This window comes from Vibrio sp. 1751, from assembly GCF_033339895.1.
In the GTDB taxonomy this organism is placed as follows: Bacteria; Pseudomonadota; Gammaproteobacteria; order Enterobacterales; family Vibrionaceae; genus Vibrio; species Vibrio alginolyticus.
Genome location: NZ_JAWOVM010000049.1, coordinates 15,623 through 34,868, shown reverse-complemented (window position 1 = coordinate 34,868; position 19,246 = coordinate 15,623). Strand labels below are relative to the sequence as shown.

21 protein-coding genes and 1 other RNA gene are annotated in these 19,246 nt (G+C 44.8%); 10 read left to right on the top strand and 12 right to left on the bottom strand.

From position 1 onward, the window contains the following. The 5 genes from lepA to rpoE all read right to left on the bottom strand — a co-directional run. On the bottom strand, positions 1-1,751 hold a 1,751-nt coding region (gene lepA / locus R7041_RS15315), incomplete at its 3' end, for a translation elongation factor 4 (RefSeq protein WP_318128655.1). A 158-nt stretch (positions 1,752-1,909) separates the two neighbouring features. Next, entirely contained in the window at positions 1,910-2,380 is a 471-nt protein-coding gene (locus R7041_RS15310) for a SoxR reducing system RseC family protein (RefSeq protein ID WP_005384575.1), read from the bottom strand. 2 nt (positions 2,381-2,382) lie between these two features. Further along, a complete protein-coding gene (rseB, locus tag R7041_RS15305; protein ID WP_025768844.1) occupies positions 2,383-3,342 on the bottom strand; it encodes a sigma-E factor regulatory protein RseB in 960 nt (319 codons plus the stop codon). Beyond that, positions 3,339-3,965, bottom strand: a complete 627-nt coding sequence (locus tag R7041_RS15300) for a sigma-E factor negative regulatory protein (RefSeq protein ID WP_025768843.1) — start codon at positions 3,963-3,965, stop codon at positions 3,339-3,341. The genes rseB and R7041_RS15300 overlap by 4 nt, the downstream gene beginning before the upstream one ends. A gap of 26 nt (positions 3,966-3,991) precedes the next feature. Next, positions 3,992-4,570 (bottom strand): RNA polymerase sigma factor RpoE, encoded by a 579-nt coding sequence (gene rpoE, locus R7041_RS15295; RefSeq protein ID WP_005380946.1) that lies wholly within the window; start codon positions 4,568-4,570, stop codon positions 3,992-3,994. A gap of 553 nt (positions 4,571-5,123) precedes the next feature. Between rpoE and nadB the strand changes: the two genes are divergently transcribed. Then, positions 5,124-6,737: an L-aspartate oxidase gene (gene nadB / locus R7041_RS15290; RefSeq protein WP_005380947.1), complete on the top strand. Its 1,614-nt coding sequence runs from the start codon at positions 5,124-5,126 to the stop codon at positions 6,735-6,737. 22 nt (positions 6,738-6,759) lie between these two features. Here nadB and R7041_RS15285 read toward each other — a convergent pair whose 3' ends face one another. Both R7041_RS15285 and R7041_RS15280 read right to left on the bottom strand, forming a co-directional pair. Further along, positions 6,760-7,221, bottom strand: a complete 462-nt coding sequence (locus R7041_RS15285; protein ID WP_224721353.1) for a protein YgfX — start codon at positions 7,219-7,221, stop codon at positions 6,760-6,762. Further along, a complete protein-coding gene (locus R7041_RS15280) occupies positions 7,190-7,450 on the bottom strand; it encodes a succinate dehydrogenase assembly factor 2 (protein WP_005380951.1) in 261 nt (86 codons plus the stop codon). The genes R7041_RS15285 and R7041_RS15280 overlap by 32 nt, the downstream gene beginning before the upstream one ends. 189 nt (positions 7,451-7,639) lie before the next feature. Between R7041_RS15280 and ygfZ the strand changes: the two genes are divergently transcribed. From ygfZ to R7041_RS15265, 3 genes are all read left to right on the top strand, one after another. Next, on the top strand, positions 7,640-8,608 hold the full coding sequence (gene ygfZ, locus R7041_RS15275; protein WP_064368768.1) for a tRNA-modifying protein YgfZ: 969 nt from the start codon (positions 7,640-7,642) through the stop codon (positions 8,606-8,608). After that, positions 8,601-9,074, top strand: a complete 474-nt coding sequence (locus R7041_RS15270; RefSeq protein WP_053306796.1) for an aminoacyl-tRNA deacylase — start codon at positions 8,601-8,603, stop codon at positions 9,072-9,074. Before ygfZ ends, R7041_RS15270 begins: the two co-directional genes overlap by 8 nt. Positions 9,075-9,713: 639 nt before the next feature. Further along, entirely contained in the window at positions 9,714-9,920 is a 207-nt protein-coding gene (locus tag R7041_RS15265; protein WP_005380970.1) for a DUF1107 domain-containing protein, read from the top strand. A gap of 65 nt (positions 9,921-9,985) precedes the next feature. Here R7041_RS15265 and R7041_RS15260 read toward each other — a convergent pair whose 3' ends face one another. Genes R7041_RS15260 through R7041_RS15250 form a run of 3 tightly spaced genes read right to left on the bottom strand, consistent with a single transcriptional unit; the run spans position 9,986 to position 13,006 of the window. Further along, complete coding sequence (locus tag R7041_RS15260) at positions 9,986-11,194, bottom strand: FAD-dependent 2-octaprenylphenol hydroxylase (protein WP_033907445.1); 1,209 nt, start codon at positions 11,192-11,194, stop codon at positions 9,986-9,988. A gap of 31 nt (positions 11,195-11,225) precedes the next feature. Continuing rightward, positions 11,226-12,404: a 2-octaprenyl-6-methoxyphenyl hydroxylase gene (ubiH, locus tag R7041_RS15255; RefSeq protein ID WP_206949719.1), complete on the bottom strand. Its 1,179-nt coding sequence runs from the start codon at positions 12,402-12,404 to the stop codon at positions 11,226-11,228. A gap of 23 nt (positions 12,405-12,427) precedes the next feature. Next, positions 12,428-13,006 carry a YecA family protein gene (locus R7041_RS15250; protein WP_033907447.1) on the bottom strand — a complete coding sequence of 193 codons (579 nt, stop codon included), beginning with the start codon at positions 13,004-13,006 and terminating at the stop codon, positions 12,428-12,430. Positions 13,007-13,255: 249 nt separating this feature from the next. Between R7041_RS15250 and R7041_RS15245 the strand changes: the two genes are divergently transcribed. From R7041_RS15245 to serA, 5 genes are all read left to right on the top strand, one after another. Next, positions 13,256-13,564, top strand: coding sequence for a cell division protein ZapA (locus tag R7041_RS15245; protein WP_005384553.1), 309 nt, complete (start codon positions 13,256-13,258; stop codon positions 13,562-13,564). Positions 13,565-13,572: 8 nt separating this feature from the next. Continuing rightward, a non-coding RNA gene (gene ssrS / locus R7041_RS15240) (6S RNA) lies at positions 13,573-13,757 on the top strand. 5 nt (positions 13,758-13,762) lie between these two features. Continuing rightward, positions 13,763-14,362 carry a 5-formyltetrahydrofolate cyclo-ligase gene (locus R7041_RS15235; protein ID WP_025768838.1) on the top strand — a complete coding sequence of 200 codons (600 nt, stop codon included), beginning with the start codon at positions 13,763-13,765 and terminating at the stop codon, positions 14,360-14,362. Positions 14,363-14,415: 53 nt separating this feature from the next. Then, complete coding sequence (gene rpiA, locus R7041_RS15230; RefSeq protein ID WP_053304138.1) at positions 14,416-15,072, top strand: ribose-5-phosphate isomerase RpiA; 657 nt, start codon at positions 14,416-14,418, stop codon at positions 15,070-15,072. Between the two features lie 274 nt (positions 15,073-15,346). Next, on the top strand, positions 15,347-16,579 hold the full coding sequence (gene serA, locus R7041_RS15225) for a phosphoglycerate dehydrogenase (RefSeq protein WP_017821632.1): 1,233 nt from the start codon (positions 15,347-15,349) through the stop codon (positions 16,577-16,579). Between the two features lie 71 nt (positions 16,580-16,650). Here the strand turns inward: serA and R7041_RS15220 are convergent, their stop codons facing one another. After that, positions 16,651-17,343, bottom strand: a complete 693-nt coding sequence (locus R7041_RS15220; RefSeq protein ID WP_005384550.1) for an oxidative stress defense protein — start codon at positions 17,341-17,343, stop codon at positions 16,651-16,653. 207 nt (positions 17,344-17,550) lie between these two features. Beyond that, on the bottom strand, positions 17,551-18,447 hold the full coding sequence (locus tag R7041_RS15215; RefSeq protein WP_005380990.1) for a LysR family transcriptional regulator ArgP: 897 nt from the start codon (positions 18,445-18,447) through the stop codon (positions 17,551-17,553). Positions 18,448-18,594: 147 nt separating this feature from the next. Here R7041_RS15215 and R7041_RS15210 point away from each other — a divergent pair, with 147 nt between their 5' ends. Beyond that, a complete protein-coding gene (locus R7041_RS15210) occupies positions 18,595-19,224 on the top strand; it encodes a LysE/ArgO family amino acid transporter (RefSeq protein ID WP_025998531.1) in 630 nt (209 codons plus the stop codon). Positions 19,225-19,246 lie beyond the last annotated feature (22 nt).

Below are 19,246 nucleotides of genomic sequence, written 5' to 3'. Positions count from 1 at the left end.
GGCAGCTCAACGTTACCGATCTGCTTCATGCGTTTCTTACCTTCTTTCTGTTTCTTCAGAAGTTTCTTCTTACGACTTACGTCACCGCCGTAACATTTCGCAATAACGTTCTTACGCAACTGTTTTACCGTTGAACGAGCGATAATGTGGTTACCAATTGCCGCTTGGATTGCGATATCAAACATTTGGCGAGGGATGAATTCTTTCATCTTCTCTACCAACTGACGACCGCGAGTCTGAGACTGATCTTTGTGTGTAATCATCGCCAATGCATCAACAGTATCACCGTTAAGAAGAACGTCTACACGTACCATGTTCGAAGCTTCAAAACGCTGGAAGTTGTAATCCAAAGATGCGTAACCGCGTGATGTTGATTTCAGACGATCGAAGAAATCCAGTACCACTTCAGCCATTGGAATATCGTAAGTCACAGCGACTTGGTTACCGTGGTAAACCATATCAACTTGACTGCCTCGCTTTTCAACACACAGGGTGATTACGTTACCGAGGTACTCTGAAGGCACAAGGATATTACAACGTGCAATCGGTTCACGAATTTCTTCAATATCATTGATCGCTGGTAGTTTTGCTGGGCTATCAACATACAGCAGATCGCCATCCGTCTTCTCAACTTCGTAAACTACCGTTGGTGCTGTGGTGATAAGATCCAAGTCGTATTCACGCTCTAGACGCTCTTGGATGATTTCCATGTGCAACATGCCAAGGAAACCACAACGGAAACCAAAGCCAAGTGCCGCAGAGTTTTCTGGCTCGTAGAATAGCGATGCGTCGTTAAGGCTTAGTTTGCCTAGTGCGTCACGGAAGTTCTCGTAATCGTCAGAAGATACAGGGAACAGACCTGCGTAAACCTGAGGTTTAACTTTCTTAAAGCCTGGTAGCGGTTTATCACAACCATTCTTCGCTAGAGTCAGCGTATCACCAACAGGAGCACCAAGAATGTCTTTGATGCCACAAACAACCCAACCTACTTCACCAGTACGAAGGGTATCGGTATCTACTTGTTTTGGCGTAAAGATACCAAGGCGGTCTACACCCCAAACTTGGCCCGTACTCATCACTTTGATCTTATCGTTCTTCTTCAGTTCGCCGTTTTTAATACGCACTAGAGAAACAACGCCAAGGTAGTTATCAAACCATGAGTCAATGATCAGCGCTTGTAGTGGCGCATCTGGATCACCTTCCGGTGCTGGAATCGCTGACACAATGTTCTCTAGAACGTCGTCAACACCGATGCCTGTCTTCGCAGAACAGCGAGTTGCTTCCATTGCATCGATACCAACGATTTCTTCAATTTCTTCCGCTACACGCTCAGGATCAGCTGCAGGTAGGTCAATCTTGTTTAAGATTGGCACAACCTCTAGATCCATTTCGATCGCGGTGTAACAGTTAGCCAGTGTTTGAGCCTCAACACCTTGACCCGCATCCACAACCAATAGCGCACCTTCACAAGCCGCTAGAGAACGTGATACTTCATATGCAAAGTCAACGTGCCCCGGAGTATCGATGAAGTTCAGCTGATACGTCTCACCGTCTTTAGCGGTGTAGTTTAGCGTCACACTCTGAGATTTGATGGTGATGCCACGCTCACGTTCAAGATCCATAGAATCCAGAACCTGTGCGGCCATTTCACGATCGGTTAACCCGCCACAAACTTGGATTAGACGGTCTGATAGGGTCGACTTACCATGGTCGATGTGGGCGATAATCGAAAAGTTACGAATGTGCTTCATAGATTTAGGGTGACTAACTCTTTACAAATAGGGACAGTAAGAAACGCCATCTACTGACGGCATTTCAATCAAGTTGGCAGATTCTACCGAATTTCGTTAACGGGCGCACGTAATTTAAAGTACATACCCAAATAACCTTTAGTGGAGGGGGACAGCACTTACTGGATTGGCTCTCCAAGTACCCGAACGAGGGTAACTTGGCGCTTGGATTCATCTTCTAACGGACGAGAAACACGTTTTGCGATCCACATTCCACCAGCGGCAAACAATACCGATGCCAATATGATGATGCCTTCCCCGCCGGCTGTCAGCGGCGCTAATAGGAAGTGACCAAACATCGCACCGATAATCAAACCAAACAATGGCAGTAAATAAACCGCCATTGCTGATTTTATTAGGCTCGACTCAGGAAAACCAATCTCGACGACTTGACCTATTTTCACCGATTTATCCGTGCGCAGGTGCCAAGATAAACTCTTGTTACCAATGGCTTTAGTAACAACGCCCGTTCCACAGCTTTTCTGTGAAGAGCAACTACTGCAACTGGTCTGCTGTTCGCAACTTAAATCAATTTCGTATTGCTTGCCGCGACGATGCACGTCTGTCACGGTAGCCAACGCGGTCATCATTGTTATTTACTCTTTGTTACATTAAATGTGACTGATTGGGCGATACGCTGTGCTGTGGTCGGTGGAATGTCTCCTACAACAGAGATTTCATGTTGACCGCTCACAAAACTGTGTAGCGTTCTTCTGCCTTGGCGAACCAACTGCCCTTTTAACGAATGCTCATCCTTGTTTGCTACGTAAACAGAGAAGCTAAACAGACCATCAGAATACAGCTGGCTCTCCACCATTTGGTTAGTAACGGCCATACGATAGCGGTTGAGCTCGTTCGGCTCGAACCCCTCAGGGATCCAACCAACCTGCCAATTACTGGTCCCAATATCGCCTTTTGGCATGGTGAGAACAGCAGGTAATTGAACATCTTGCAGGCCACTCATTAACTCTGCGATTTTTGGGTTTACCGTGTAAGAAATAGTGCGATATTGTTCAAGCATTTCACCATCGCGGTCCACAAGGTCGGCACGCAACGGCAATTTACTCTTTTCATCGATCCATAGTACGTATGAATAGCGCAGACCGTCTTTAGGAACAATACGCAGCACTTGTGTTGCCACACCAGCTTCACGAGCTCTACCCACTTTTACATAGTCGTAATACAAGTTTAGCTCATCGATATTGGTGTTGAGCATAGGCATAGTCGGAGCGACCATTTTACCTGACTCGATGGTGAACGGTTCTAAACCCGTTTCGATATAACTTACTTCAGTTCCGCGACGAATCACTTCACGCACAGGGCCACTTAAGTAGACAAGATGAGCATATTGATCGTCACCATGCGTGGCATGACGATACAGCAACGGCTCAATGCTGTTCTTTTTGATAAGGATATAAGAGAGTTCGTAACTTAAATTCTTACTCGCCTCGCTCATTTGATGCAATAAAGCCTCCGCTGGCCTATCACCAGCAAAGGCTTGAGAAGACATCATACTGAACAGAGCGCAAGCGCTGATCAGAAATTTTTTCATTCAATATCCGGATTCAGATTTGCATCTTGTTGAGATGCATCACTGTTAATTCGTAACTGCAATTCGTAGTCTCGCAGCATAGCATGAACACGCTTGCGCTGCTCTTGCATATTTGCCTCGCCTACAGAACGTTCTACAGACTCACGAGTCAAACTCACTGGTTCTGCGCTGCCAGCAAACGGAACCGTCTGCAATACAGGTAATTGATCTGCTTGCGGCGACATTGAATCGCTACCACCGTACTGCTGTACACCTAAAATAACAACAAGCGATACACATGCAGCAACAGCAACTTGACCAAACTGCGTCAACCAACCTGGCAACTGACGTTTTGCTTTTTGCGGTTCTGGTTGCGACTCTTTTGGCGTATCCGCAATTGAGATAACATTTGCACTGTGCGAATCAAACGCACGGTGTGCAGGTTCATCTTCTAACGCTAACGCCACGCTTTCAGCAATATTCCACTCAGGTTTTGCTGGCGCTTCGCCTCGCATCACATCACCAATCAGGTGATAGTTCTGCCAAGCATCACGGCTCTCTTGGTCTTGCTCTAACTCTTGAATTAAAGCCTTATCGACCAATTCTCCATCCATGAGAGCTGAAAGTTTTTCTTTGTCAGCCATTATTTTCACCATAGTTATTACTTGTACTAGCGTTGCAAAAGAGGTCTGATTTTCTTTTCCACCGCCTCACGAGCACGGAAGATACGCGATCGTACCGTTCCTACCGGGCAATCCATCACTTCTGCAATTTCTTCATAACTCAAGCCATCGAGCTCTCGTAATGTCATTGCGGTTTTTAAATCTTCAGGTAAAGCTTCGATTGCACTGAACACCACCCGTTGCAATTCTTTGGACAACGTTAAGTTCTCAGGGTTCGATATTTCTTTAAGTGCACTACCTGTTTCGTAAAATTCAGCATCTTCAGCATCGACATCTGTCGCTGGAGGTCTACGCCCTTGAGCAACAATGTGATTTTTCGCAGTATTCACTGCAATGCGATACAGCCACGTATAAAACGCACTTTCCCCACGAAAGCTAGGGATAGCTCGGTAAGCTTTAATAAACGCTTCTTGTGCTACATCTGGTACATCGCCAGGATTACTAACGTATCTGGAAATAAGATTACATACCTTATTCTGGTACTTTGTTACCAACAGGTTGAATGCTTGCTTATCGCCATTCTGAACTCGCTCAATCAATACTTGATCGGTCAGCTGCTCGTTCATTCGAGCGGATACTCCTATTTGTTATGCCCCTACTCTTCTCAGATATGGGTACTAATTATGCAAAACGTAGTATTGACACCACTGCTTACTTGAGCACTATTGTGACCCTAACGTGAATGAGAAAGTTCCATGGTTTCTCAAGTTTTTTGTCATTGTTTTTCACAATGTGATGTCTGTACCCAAATGACCACCGCTGCCTGACTTTAGTCTAAGTTTGACAAGCGAGCATCTTGGAGGGAAATGGGTATAATGAATGATCTCTGTCCCAGATTGTGCTGGGTCGGGCATGGAAAAGCAATGGCATTGACAAACTATTACTTTTCATTTGCATGGCTAATGGCTATCTGAACACCGCGTTACAAATTATAACTTAGGAAGCATGCTCATGCTCTGCATGAAAAAGAAGAGTGGCTCAGTCACCGCCGTAACACGGACGTCGATAGGTCTCCCAACTTAGCCCTTAGCGACAGATGTCGCGATAATGGAATGCACATGGTGTGCAAATAATACACAAGGTAACTTTGTTACCTTAGCTTGGGATTATAAAAGTTATATGAACACAAATCGTGAACATGAGTGTGATGTATTAGTGGTAGGGAGTGGCGCGGCAGGTTTGTCGTTGGCTTTGCGCGTTGCTAACCACTGTAAGGTGATGGTGCTGAGTAAAGGACCACGCAGCGAAGGGGCAACCTACTATGCTCAAGGCGGTATCGCTGCCGTATTTGATGAGTCAGACACCATTGATTCACACGTTGAAGACACGCAAATCGCCGGGGATGGTATTTGCGATGAGGAGACCGTAAGGTTCATTGCTGAGCATTCAAAAGAGTGTGTACAGTGGTTGATTGACGGTGGTGTCCCATTTGATCGTGAAGAAGATGACTCTGACGATGAACCTCGCTACCACTTAACTCGTGAAGGTGGTCATAGCCGTCGTCGTATTCTTCACGCGGCAGATGCGACAGGTATGGCGATGCAAACCTCCCTGCAAGATAACGCTCATAACCATCCAAACATTCATGTTCTCGAACGTCACAATGCTCTGGACTTAATCACCGAAGACAAAATTGGCGGTGATAAAAACAAAGTTATCGGTGCTTATATTTGGAACCGCAACGAAGAGCATGTCGAAACCGTGCGAGCCAAATTTGTGGTTCTCGCTACAGGTGGTGCTTCAAAGGTTTATCAATACACCTCTAACCCAGATGTGTCGTCTGGTGATGGTATTGCGATTGCTTGGCGTGCAGGGTGTCGTGTGGCGAATATGGAATTTAACCAGTTCCACCCTACGTGTTTATATCACCCAGAAGCACGTAACTTCTTGCTGACTGAAGCGTTGCGTGGCGAAGGTGCTTACCTGCGTCGTCCAGATGGCTCTCGCTTTATGCCGGATTTCGATGAACGTAAAGAGCTTGCTCCGCGTGACGTCGTGGCTCGTGCTATCGACTTCGAAATGAAGCGTTTAGGTGCCGACTGTATGTATCTCGACATCAGCCATAAGCCTGCTGACTTTATTACGAAACACTTCCCAACCATTTATTCACGTTTGATGGACTTGGGCATTGACATGACTAAAGAGCCAATCCCAATCGTACCTGCTGCACACTACACTTGTGGCGGTGTCATGGTGGATAGAAATGGCTGCACCGATCTGAAAAATTTGTATGCGATTGGTGAAGTTAGCTACACCGGCCTGCACGGTGCTAACCGCATGGCATCAAACTCACTTCTCGAATGCGTGGTTTATGCTTGGTCTGCGGCAAAAGATATTCTAAAACATCACACTAACGTTGAGCTACCCTCACAGGTGCCATGTTGGGATGAAAGTAAAGTAACCAATAGTGATGAAGAAGTGATCATTCAGCACAACTGGCACGAGCTTCGTCTGTTTATGTGGGACTACATGGGCATTGTGCGAACTGACAAGCGTTTAGAGCGCGCCTTACGCCGTATCCAACTGTTGCAACAAGAAACACACGAGTACTACAGCAATTTCCGAGTGTCGAACAACTTATTAGAACTGCGTAACCTTTTACAAGTAGCAGAGTTGATGGTTCGTTGTGCGATGCAGCGTAAAGAGAGTCGAGGTTTGCACTACACGCTTGACTATCCGAACCAACTGGAAAACAGCGGACCAACGATTTTGGTTCCAGCTAAACAGCTTTAACTTTACCAATTAAACTATTACATCAGCAGGGAGCATTAGCTCCCTGTTTCATTTCCCATTGGCGTAATACCAAAGATAGTTGACGATACTGCTCATCGTCACAGCTATCACGCCAAATCGTAACACTACGGCCAGATTGCAATTGGAATGTTATCTTGAATGGTGATGCCGATGTATCGACTCGCTGTAAATGACCCTTTTCGGACTCAATATCTTCCGAGTATTCGCCATACTCAAGGGCATCAAACCTAACCGAGCCATCGCAGTGCACATACCAATGCCCATGACTTGTAGGTTGAACAAGGCCTTGGCTTGAGAGAGCCTTAACAATCAGTAATAACAAATAAGTCGATAATACGAGCGGAATGCTAGAGAGGATAACAGCCCAAGTCATCAATAAGAAAAGTACAACATTGAGGACTCGGGCAGTCAGAGAGGGAGAAGCAGTAAAATTAACGAACTTTGCTGAGGTTATGGGCGACAATTTTATCAACCATTGCTGCATGACCTAAATTTTCGCTACGGCCATGCCCCATTACCCAAGTAAACAGATCAGGATCATCGCATTCAAGTAGAGAAACAAAGTCACGCTGCTCTTGTTCACTCAGAGTATCAAAGCACTCTTCAAAAAACGGCATAATTACTACATCAAGCTCAAGCATGCCTCGACGACAAGCCCATTTAATACGCGCTTTTTCTTCCGGAGTGTACATTCACTATTCCTTCATAGATGTCTTGTTGTTAGTGCGGAGTGTAACAAGGGATGTGCTACGTCACTAGTGTGCGGGTCACAATACGATAGTGAAAGCAGACAAATGTTGATTCGTAAATCGCTCCCCTAGTATCTCAAGGTTATTTGGGTATAACATAGCGGAAAAATATCTTCAAAAGGCATTGTAATTATGGAATGGCAAACTCGTTTTTCAGCATTACCTCTCTCAACTCAAGACGCACTTCCAGAGTTATCTATCTCACTGCTGGATAACTTCGGCATGATCACCATGATCGGTGACGATAAAAAATCATACTTACAAGGTCAGGTTACCTGCGATGTTGTTTCTTTAGAACAAGACCAATCAACACTGGGCGCACATTGTGATGCAAAAGGCAAAGTGTGGAGCGTGTTCCGCCTTTTCCATCATCATGATGGCTACGGCATGATCCAACCAAAATCGGCGATTGACGTAGAACTTAATGAAATAAAGAAATACGCCATTTTCTCTAAAGTAACGATTGAAGCTTCTGATGACGTTATCTTAGGTGTTGCTGGCGTCAAAGCCGACGAATTCATTTCAACAATGAGCAAGACAACTGGCAGCGTTCGCCCAGTTGACGGTGGCACAGCAGTGCAAGTTGCACAAGATCGCTGGTTACTGATATTAAGTGCGCCAGAAGCACAGCAAATCGTTGAAACTACCGACGCTGTCTTTACGACAAATGAGCTTTGGAATCGTTTCGATATTGAGGCAGGTCTACCATTTGTCTCTGCATCCGCGCAGAATGCTCACATTCCACAAGCACTTAACGTGCAAGCTTTAGGAGGCATAAGCTTCACAAAGGGCTGCTACACGGGACAAGAAACGGTAGCACGAGCGAAGTATCGCGGTACCAATAAACGTGCGATGTATATCGTAAAAGGTGCAACTTCTGCTCCATTCAGTGACGAACCAATTGAGCTCGAACGCAGCGTAGGTGAAAACTGGCGTTCAGTAGGTGCTTTGTTAAATCACTACCAGTTCAGTGACAATCACGCGATTGGCCTGATCGTACTGCCTAATAATCTCGATGAAGACACTCGTCTTCGTTTGGTTGCGCAACCAGAATGTGAATGGACAATCGAATCAATGCCTTACAGTCTTGATGATGAGTAATACAATCAATACTCCTTTGATGCAATTTCTCACAGACCAACACATTCCGTTTCGTCTGTTACCGCATCAAAGACCAGCAACCACCATTGAGGATGCCGCGCACCAACGCGGCATTCGCCCTTCTCAAATGGTGAAAGCAATCTTGCTACGAGACATGGGTAATCAATATGCACTAGCCTGTGCACCAGGTGATCGTAGCGTTGATCCCAAAAAAGTGCGCTCGTTACTGAAATGTCGCCGGATGACTTGTGTTGATCAAGCCGATGTTGAGTCCATCACTGGTTACAAAGTTGGTACTGTCACTCCTCTGTTACTCAAACGTCATATGCCAATCGTGTTCGACCCCAGCTTACTAGAAGAACAGGAAGTCACGATCAGCAGTGGCGATCGAATGGCTGGGCTGGCGCTTTCTATTCAAGATCTTATCCAATTGTGCCAGCCGACCGTAGCTGAGATCTGTCGTTAATCGTCTAAAAACAATGTAATGACACGTAGTGTTTCTATCACTGCGTGATCTCGCTCATATCTACAAAAATAGACATGAGAATTTTTAATCACATATAAAACATAAATAGTCACAAAGATAAAACTCGTATATGCTGAATTTGTTGGTTAAGTTTCAAACAAGCACTTAACCAATATAAAGTGAGTCAGCTAGCTGAGTGACAGCATTCATGCAGTTAGTTATCCACTTTTGTGTAATGCATCTGTGACTATTCGCCCGCTGAAGCGGGCTTTTTTTTACGTGGAACTTTTTCTCTTTCATTTCCTCTAATCGTTAGAACGTAAAGTGTGTTGCGCGAGGCACGACCTTAATAGAAACAACTAGCAAACAACCGTTTTCGTTCTATTCTTAATTCTGTAACAAAACTATTGCTTAATGCGTCACGTAAAAAGGAGTGTATTGGCGTAAGGGTTCCTTTAGAGAGGTTATTTTTGGGGTAATCCTCACGCTATTTAAGAGATGACACTGTCAAATTGTCTAAGACAACACAATTCTCTGACGCAACACCCTACATCTGTATTTAATACTATTGCTGTCACAATAATTTTCGCGTCCAGAACGTAGAATACCTAGGCTAGGTTAGATAAAAGGAAAGTAAATATGAGACTGTTTAAGCGCTATACACCAAGTATGATTGCTAAACATATAAGTCGTCTTTTTAAAGGAAGAATTTATATTTACGGGGTCGGTAGATTCGAGTTTGATAACGGTAAGTTAATACTGCCGGAGAAAGCAGAGCAACGCCATTTCCGAGCGGTCAAAGAGATCAATCAAGAAATAATGAAACTCCGATGCGCATATGCTTAGCAAAATGTTGATAAAACAAAGGCTGGATTAACCAGCCTTTTGTGTATTTGAAGTTCGCTTTGCACTTACTGACGCGCCAGATCCGGCAAGTGTCCCTTTAAACCAAGCGCGCGCTTCATGATCTCATCTTTCGCTCCCGGCAGTTGCCCCGCTAAACTCAAGCCAATGCCACGAACAAGCTTCTTAGCAGGGTTCTCGCCAGAGAACAAATCTCGAAACCCTTGCATAGTAGCGATCATCTTTGCCGCTTCCGCTTTTCGCCAACGCTCGTAGCTTCTTAGGTTGCGTTTACTGCCGATATCTTGACCCTGCTTCCAAAGTGCTAATACTTCTTGAGCAAGACTGGCCGCATCTAATAAACCTAAATTCACACCCTGCCCCGCTAATGGGTGAATGGTATGGGCCGCATCACCAACCAGCGCGACTCGCTCGACAACAAAATCTCGCGCATAGCGCATTTTCAAAGGAAACGCAGCACGCTCTCCCACTACTTCACATAGACCAAGTCGAGCATCAAACTCACTCGTCAACGCTTTATTGAAATCATGTTCACTCATTGCCACTAACTGCTCTGCTCGATTTGGCTCCGTGGACCAAACAATAGAGCACATATCTGGTTGCGACATTGGCAAAAATGCCAACGGTCCGTGAGGAGTAAATATCTGGCGCGCAATGCTGTTGTGTGGCATGGCAGTTTTGACATTCGCGACCAAAGCATGATGACCATAGTCCCAATGCGTTAATGGAATATCCATTTGATGGCGAAGCCACGAATTCGCCCCATCGGCTCCGACCACTAATTTAGCGGTCATGGCTTGGCCATTATCGAGCGTCAGCCAGCTTTCTTGCTCACCGACCGCGAGAGTCGCGCAACGTGCAGGCATAAACATAGTGACGTTATCGAGCTTTTGGACTTGTTCAAGCAGTGCAAGTTGAATCACACGATTCTCAACAATATGCCCTAAATCAGGTTGTGCCATACTTTGTGCATTAAATTCAATGCTGGCAAAGCTATCTTGTTCCCATACTTCCATGCCATGGTAAGGTGAAGCTCGGCGCTGTTCTATGCCCTGCCAAGCACCAAGTTTACGCAAAATCGTCTCACTAGAGCGGCTCAGCGCAGACACACGAACATCGGGTAATTCTTTCAACGAATCATCTGGCACTTTACCTTCAATAACGGCGACACGCAGATCACTGTCTTTGAACGCGGCAGCAAGTGCCAACCCAACCATCCCTCCGCCGATGATGGCGATATCTACACTTTGCATCATTGCTTTTTATTACCTAATTCAGTGCGGCCGTTCATCGTTTTACCAAGCCAAGTGTATGGCGTAGTAGCGGCTGCTTAAAAATAGAAAGGTTATCCATCGCTGCTAAGGCAGTATTTCGGCCAATTCGCATCGCGGGTAAATCATTTGAAAAAACATGCACTAAGGCACTGGTTAGCCAAATAGTTTCGCTTCGATCTGCTTCTCTACGTTGACTAAAGCGCATCAGGCCTTGATAAAGACCCACATCCTCACTTTGCTGCACAATTTCTTCTGCTAGTGAGACTACATCGCGAATACCGAGATTAAAGCCTTGTCCAGCTATCGGGTGCAGCGTTTGCGCCGCATTTCCAACAATCGCAAAGCGATGTGAAACATTTTGCTTTCGATGGCGAAGAAGCAATGGGTAACTTGCACGGCTCCCCACTTTTTTCATCGCGCCTAAACGCCAACCAAAATCGTTCTGTAAACGCTGGAGAAATGCTTGATCAGATAACTCAAGAACGGCTTGGGCTTCTTCAGGGTGCAAACACCAAACTAAGGACATTCGATTGTCACTCATTGGCAATAAAGCAACAGGGCCATTTTCAGTAAAACGTTCAAAGGCTCTACCTTGATGAGGTTCTTGAGTCACAATATTGGCAATGACAGCCACTTGTTCAAAATCTTGCTCAGAAAGTTCTAGACCAATTTTCTGACAACAGGTCGAAACAGCACCATCTGCAGCCACCAGCAGTTTTGCTTCAAGTTGCTCACCACTTTTCAACGTCACATGGGTACAGTTTTGCTCGCGCTCGATATCGGTAACCGAGTCAGGACAAAACAGCGTAATTGATTCGCTGCTGTCTAATAATTCTTGATATACACGCCCAACATCGGCTAATTCTACAACATACCCTAGAGCTCCCACCCCAACCTCTTGCTTGGTAATCTCCGTCATCCCAGCATGAGAACGGTCAGAAACGTGGATATGTTCAATGGGTGTGACAAACGGTTCTACTGACGTCCAGAGCTGTAGTTGACGCAACAGATTGACAGTACCGTAAGACAATGCGATTGAGCGAGAGTCAAAACCAGGGTGCATATCTGATTGCGCTTTAAAAGGCTCAACGACGGCAATGCGGAGCTTTCCCTGAGACAAATGGTCAATCGCCAATGCTAACGTTGCACCAGCCATGGCACCACCAGCAATGACTACATCATATTGCTTCATACTAACCTCTGGACGGTCTACGATTAGTGAATAGTAGGTTTTTTGTCGCTGCTTTCAGGACGAACACCAAATTCAGCATGGATCGTTAGTACGCAAGCTTTGATGTGCTCAATCACTTGCTCTAGCAATTGCGCTTGTTCACCAAGATCGTCATCTTCATCGATGCCTAATTTGGCAATCTCTTCTAAGTCAGCCAGTGCTTCTTTAGCGTCATCAGATGCTTTATTAAGAGCAACGCCTGCTAGACCTAGCCCAGAAATAAAGTGGTTTACAAAGTCGGACACACTGTCGGCTAATGCGAATAAGCCTTCTTCGCCCGGCTCATCTGGCAATAATAAAGACAGCTCCATCGACGTGCCAGTTAGTTCATTGACAGTAACAGTGAATACGCTTTGAGCAAAAGCTAGCGCGGTAGAAGGCCAACCCATACCATCATTGGTGTAGTCAAACAGAATAGGCTGCCAAGTTTGATCATTAATCGCCAATCCACCACTTAACATGCCGACAAATAAGCCATGTAATTCCGCAGGTGTTACTGCTAGGCTTGCAGATTGCAGTTCAGCAGCAATAGATTGGTATTCAGGAAGGGTGATTTCACTCATAACTTGGCTCATTCTTGCGTAATAATGTATTGGTATATCCTACCATCAAGGTTAGTGGTCTGAAACGGCTATCAAATTCAATTTTGGACAGCATTTGTTCAATTTGCCCAATTCCTGTGTGATCTCGTCATCATTTCTCTTTCTGTGATGGGAAATGCTTGAATCTTAATAGCGGTTTTCCTATAGTTTGCTCCTCGGTAGTTGTATGAAGCAACACCTTAGATAGCGCGAATATAGAGTTTATTCATCATGAGCAATCAAGCGATCGACGTTGAAATATTAGGCAAACTTACACGAGTGAATTGTCCGACAGGACAAGAAGAGTCTCTTGTTGCAGCGGCAAAAGATCTGGATCGCCGATTGAAAGAAATGAGCGAACGTACTAAGGTAACCAATGAAATCCAACTGCTGACCTTTGCTGCATTGAATATTTGCTATGAGTTGCACACCAAGTCATACGAATCCAATGGTCAACAGCAAGAAATTACTGAGCGAATGGAAAAGCTCACCGCGTCTTTAGAGAACGCACTAAGCAAAGTTACGCAAGGACAACAGTAAATACAAAATTTACCCTGGGGTGTGCGTCAGCAGGATTTAAGTCCCTGAGCCGATAAGCAATACCTAAGGGTTAGTATTTGGTAACTATTGAGCAAGCTCGGCATGCACCGAGAAGCCTACGGTTGTCATTGCTGATCCGCCTTGAACCAGCTGGTTCAAGGGCCACAATCCTCAACGGCACCCTGGGGTATTCTCTCTATGTCAGACCTCTCTCGACAAGACTTCCGCAAACTGATTCGTGAAAAGCGCAACGCTCTGTGCAGTGATACACAATACCAAGCGGGAATCGACCTTATTACTCAATTTTCCCAACTTCCTGAAATCGAGCAGGCGCAACATATTGCCATCTACCTTTCTGCAGACGGTGAGCTTGATACTAAACCGCTCATTGAATGGTTATGGCAACAGGGAAAATCGGTTTATCTGCCCGTCATCCATCCCTTTTCTAAAGGTCAGTTACTGTTTCTTCAGTATATAAGTGATGAACAGCTCGTCTACAACAAGTACGGCATCTTAGAGCCCAAGCTCGATATCAGACACCTCAAACCCGTTCGCCAGCTTGATTTAATCTGCACGCCTTTAGTTGGGTTCGACAGCATCGGACACCGCTTAGGCATGGGCGGAGGGTACTACGATCGTACTCTGTCACGTTGGTTTATAACTGGAGAGGGAGCTAAACCTGTTGGTATCGCTCATGACTGCCAACATGTAGAACGCTTACCAATTGAAAGCTGGGACATTCCATTACCTAAGATCGTGACCCCAAGCCAAATATGGCAATGGGAAAGTGACAAGTAAGCCGCTATAATCACGCCCGCAAACGTTAACGAACATCTATTCAGGAGATTGGCATGACTCAAGATGAAATGAAAAAAGCGGCTGGTTGGGCAGCACTAAAATATGTTGAGAAAGGCAGCATTGTCGGTGTTGGTACTGGCTCTACCGTGAATCACTTCATCGATGCACTAGGCACTATCAAAGATGATATTAAAGGTGCAGTGTCTAGCTCTGTCGCTTCAACTGAGCGCCTTAAAGAGCTTGGTATTGAAGTATACGAGTGTAACGATGTAATGAAGCTGGATGTGTATGTTGATGGCGCAGATGAGATCAACCCAGCACGTGAAATGATCAAAGGCGGCGGCGCGGCTCTGACTCGTGAGAAAATAGTCGCAGCAATCTCTGATAAGTTCGTATGTATCGTTGACGGCACTAAAGCAGTTGACGTACTTGGCCAGTTCCCATTGCCTGTTGAAGTAATCCCAATGGCACGCTCTTACGTGGCTCGTGAATTGGTAAAACTAGGTGGTGATCCAGCTTACCGTGAAGGCGTTGTGACTGACAACGGCAACGTGATTCTGGATGTGCACAATATGCAAATTACCAACCCGAAAGAAATGGAAGACAAAATAAACGGCATCGCTGGTGTGGTGACTGTGGGTCTTTTTGCTCATCGTGGTGCAGACGTAGTGATCACTGGCACACCAGAAGGTACAAAAATTGAAGAGTAAATAACAGCCTAAAATGAACCTATCTGGTTCACTTTTCTGTTATTTCATTACATACGGTGCTGCAAGGCACCGTTTTTTATTCCTTTCTATAAGAAAATTATCTCTTATTCCGTAATTTTCTTACCCAAAGCAATTTTTTTTTGTTACTTTATTGAACAGAAGACGCACAGGGAAACGTTTGTCTTCCTACAAAACTGTTAATTATCCCCTTTTTAATAGTTTTGCCCAATGTGCGCCACATTAGCCCACCTTTCCATTTTAAGGACGAGAAAAAATGGCCAAAGTTTCACTGGAAAAAGAAAAGATTAAGATCCTCTTGTTAGAGGGACTCCACCCTTCTTCAGTTGAAGTTCTTCAAGCAGCTGGTTATACCAACATTGAATACCATAAAGGTTCCCTTCCGGAAGAAGAACTAATTGAAGCGGTAAAAGACGTGCACTTCATTGGTATCCGCTCCCGTACGAACCTATCCGAAGAGGTAATCAATGCGGCGAACAAGCTGGTTGCAATTGGCTGTTTTTGTATTGGCACTAACCAAGTAAACCTAGACGCAGCAGCAAAACGCGGTATTCCTGTCTTTAATGCACCATTCTCTAACACTCGAAGCGTGGCAGAGCTTGTACTTGGGCAAATCCTTTTACTAGTGCGTGGTATTCCTGAAAAGAATGCTCTTGCACATCGCGGTATTTGGAAGAAAAGTGCAGACAACTCTTACGAAGCTCGTGGTAAGTGCCTTGGCATTATCGGATACGGTCACATTGGTACGCAGCTTGGTATTATTGCCGAAAACTTAGGTATGCGCGTTTACTACTACGATATTGAGAACAAACTGTCCCTTGGTAATGCGACGCAAGTACATACCATGAGTGAACTATTGAACAAATGTGATGTGATTTCTTTGCACGTTCCCGAAACACCGGAAACGAAAAACATGATGGGTGAAGCTGAATTTGCTCGAATGAAACCAGGTTCCATCTTTATCAACGCGGCACGTGGCACCGTTGTGGATATTCCTGCACTTTGCCATAGCTTAGAAGCTGGTCACCTTGCCGGCGCTGCAATTGATGTATTCCCAACTGAACCAAAAACAAATGCTGACCCGTTCGAGTCTCCTTTACAAAAATTCGATAACGTCATTCTCACTCCACACGTTGGTGGTTCAACGCAAGAAGCACAAGAGAATATCGGCTTAGAAGTGGCGGGCAAACTGGCTAAGTACTCTGATAACGGCTCGACACTTTCAAGCGTAAACTTCCCTGAAGTGTCATTGCCAGAACACAGTGGTGAGTGCTCTCGTCTGCTTCATATTCACAAGAACCGTCCTGGTATTCTAACTCAGATCAACACCATCTTTGCTGAAGAAGGCATTAACATTGCCGCGCAGTACCTACAAACAGCCGCTGAAATAGGCTACGTAGTGATCGACGTTGAAACTGAACGAGCAGAAGAAGCTCTAACAAAGCTCAAAAACATTGAAGGCACAATCCGTGCTCGTATCCTTCACTAAACAGTGAAACAGAAACGACAAAGGCAGGGGTTGTAACTCCCTGCCTTTTGCTTTTTACTGTTTGCTAAGCCTTACTTTAGCTTATAAATGACATCGACTTGATCGCGAATGATCATGGTTGAATCTTGGTAGCTATTCGCTCCTTCTTTACTATCCATCGCCATTGAACGCATTAACACAGGCTGAACGTGCATCTGTCTGTAATTGATCTGCCATACATCGCCCAACTTTTTCTCAAAACCAGTCGCTAATGACCCTGCTTTTTCTCTTGCGTCCTTAATCGCAGCCATTCGTGCCTTTTGCTGATACTCGGCTTGGTTGCTTACCTTAAGTTGAATATTATCAACCTGATTAATTCCCGCTTCTAACGCCATATCTAGGTATTGGTTAAGGTTTTTCAGATCCGTCACCGTGACATCAATACTGCGAGATGCTCGATACCCAACAAGTTCTGCTTTTCCTGATTTAGGGTAATGGTACTGAGGAGCAAGGTATAAATTCGAGCTAGTAATATTGTCTTTTGACAAGCCGGCATCCGATAAGCTTTTTAGAAACTCTTCAACGGTTTTATCTACGGACAATTTCGCTTGTTCGGCCGTCATTGTCGTATCGACTACTTTTACAGAAAACGTAGCCATATCAGGTGTGGCCGTCACTTCGCCATACCCCGTTGTCGTAACATGAGCAAACTCTGGCGTATTCGCCAAAACTGAAGCACTGGTAAGGCTGAGTGCTGAAGCCAGCAAAAATGAATACAATTTCATTCAATAAATCCATCCATACAAAATTAAGTACTTAATCTCAGATTCCAACATCACTATCATGGCTGAGAAAGCGTGTGGTTTCATAATAGAAACTTCCGCCGATTATCCAAGCACCCATAGTGACTTCTAACACAACTTTGACTATGTAACATTGGCGTAATTTTTAAACAAAACACACTAAGTTAACGATATGCAGCTCTGACAAACTTATTGAGGTAGATGCTGCTGCGCATACCCCACTATCGCGTGTGAGATTTCTTGTAATACCCCAGTTTCTAACTGCCAGTGGTGCCAATAAATCCGATGGGACATTAAAAAACCTGGAGTCACATCAACCAACACACCTCTGTCTAATTCGTCGGTAATTTGCAAGCGGGGGATCAAGCAATAAGCAACACCAGCTAACGCCACTTTTAGAAACGCTTCAGAACTACTGATGTTGTGATGAATAACGCTGTCAGGATTGACGTTAAAATGCTCGGTAAGAAATGTTTTATGTAGATCATCATATTGGTCATATGAAACGGCCGGTGCTTTTGCCAATGTCTGATTATTTACGCCTTTAGAAAAATAACGCTGATAGAACTCTGGGCTCGCGACACAAACATAATCGATGCGACCTAAATAGTCTGCTCTGCATCCGGGGATTGGCTGGGACTCCAAGCTGATCGCTCCTGTCACTTCGCCACTTTTGAGTTTTTCAATAGAGCGGTATTCACCATAGATAGTCAGTTTTAGTTCAACTTGACGCTGCTTCATAACATTTTGCAGCGCTGGCAGTAGCCATGTTGCAAGGCTATCTGCATTAGTCGCTAAAGAGAGTTGCACAGGTCGCGTACTGGTATCATTTTTTAGTTCGGGGAGAATTTCATGCTCTAGCAAGCGTACTCGCCGATAAAGACCCAACAATTTTTTACCAATTGGCGTTGGCTTAGGTGGCTGGCTTCGAATTAAAACAGGCTGCGCGAGAAACTTCTCTAACTGCTTGATACGTTGAGAAATGGCGGATTGAGAAACAAATAAATGCTCGGCAGCACGCTCAAAGCTACCCTGATAAACTATAGCGTCTAATGCCTCAATCCATTTGTAATCTAACCCTCGCATACCTTTCCTCTCACTCTTGATCAAACGCCTCCCGTTAAATTAGTCTATCTAATGTAAGATTAAAATCATTAATTATACTTATTTAGATAAACGCTTTATCTTTCCCTTTTCTGTAAATGTATTTGTTATTTTGAAGTGAGGTGAAGTGTGAGCTTGTGGGTTCTATTGCAAGGTTTTGGTTTAGGAGCATCAATGATCATTCCGATCGGCGCGCAAAATGCGTATGTTTTGAATCAAGGCATAAAGCGTAACCACCACCTAACAACCGCCACTATTTGTAGCGTGCTAGATATGATTTTCATCTCTCTAGGTATTTTTGGTGGTGGTGCAATTCTGTCTCAAAATGAAATCTTACTGACGTCGGTGACACTTGGTGGTATTGCTTTCTTGAGCTTCTATGGACTGCTCTCACTAAAAAGTGCTTTTAAGCCAGAGAGTGAATCGGAATCAAAAGGGGAGATCGTAGCTCGAGGTCGTCGAACGGTTATTCTAGGTGCGTTAGCCGTCACTGTGCTTAATCCGCACTTATATTTAGATACTGTCGTTATTCTAGGTTCGATCGGTGGACAATTTGAAGGCCATGATCGCATTGCTTTTGCACTAGGTACGATTATGGCTTCCTTTGTTTGGTTCTACACTTTATCGATAGGAGCAGCCAAACTAGGTCCAACACTCTCTAAACCAAAAGTGAAAAAAACCATCGACATTGCAATCGCAATGATGATGTTCACAATCGCATATATCTTAGCGAGTGAGCTTATTGATAAGTATTGGTAATCACCAGGTAGTAAGGCAGCAA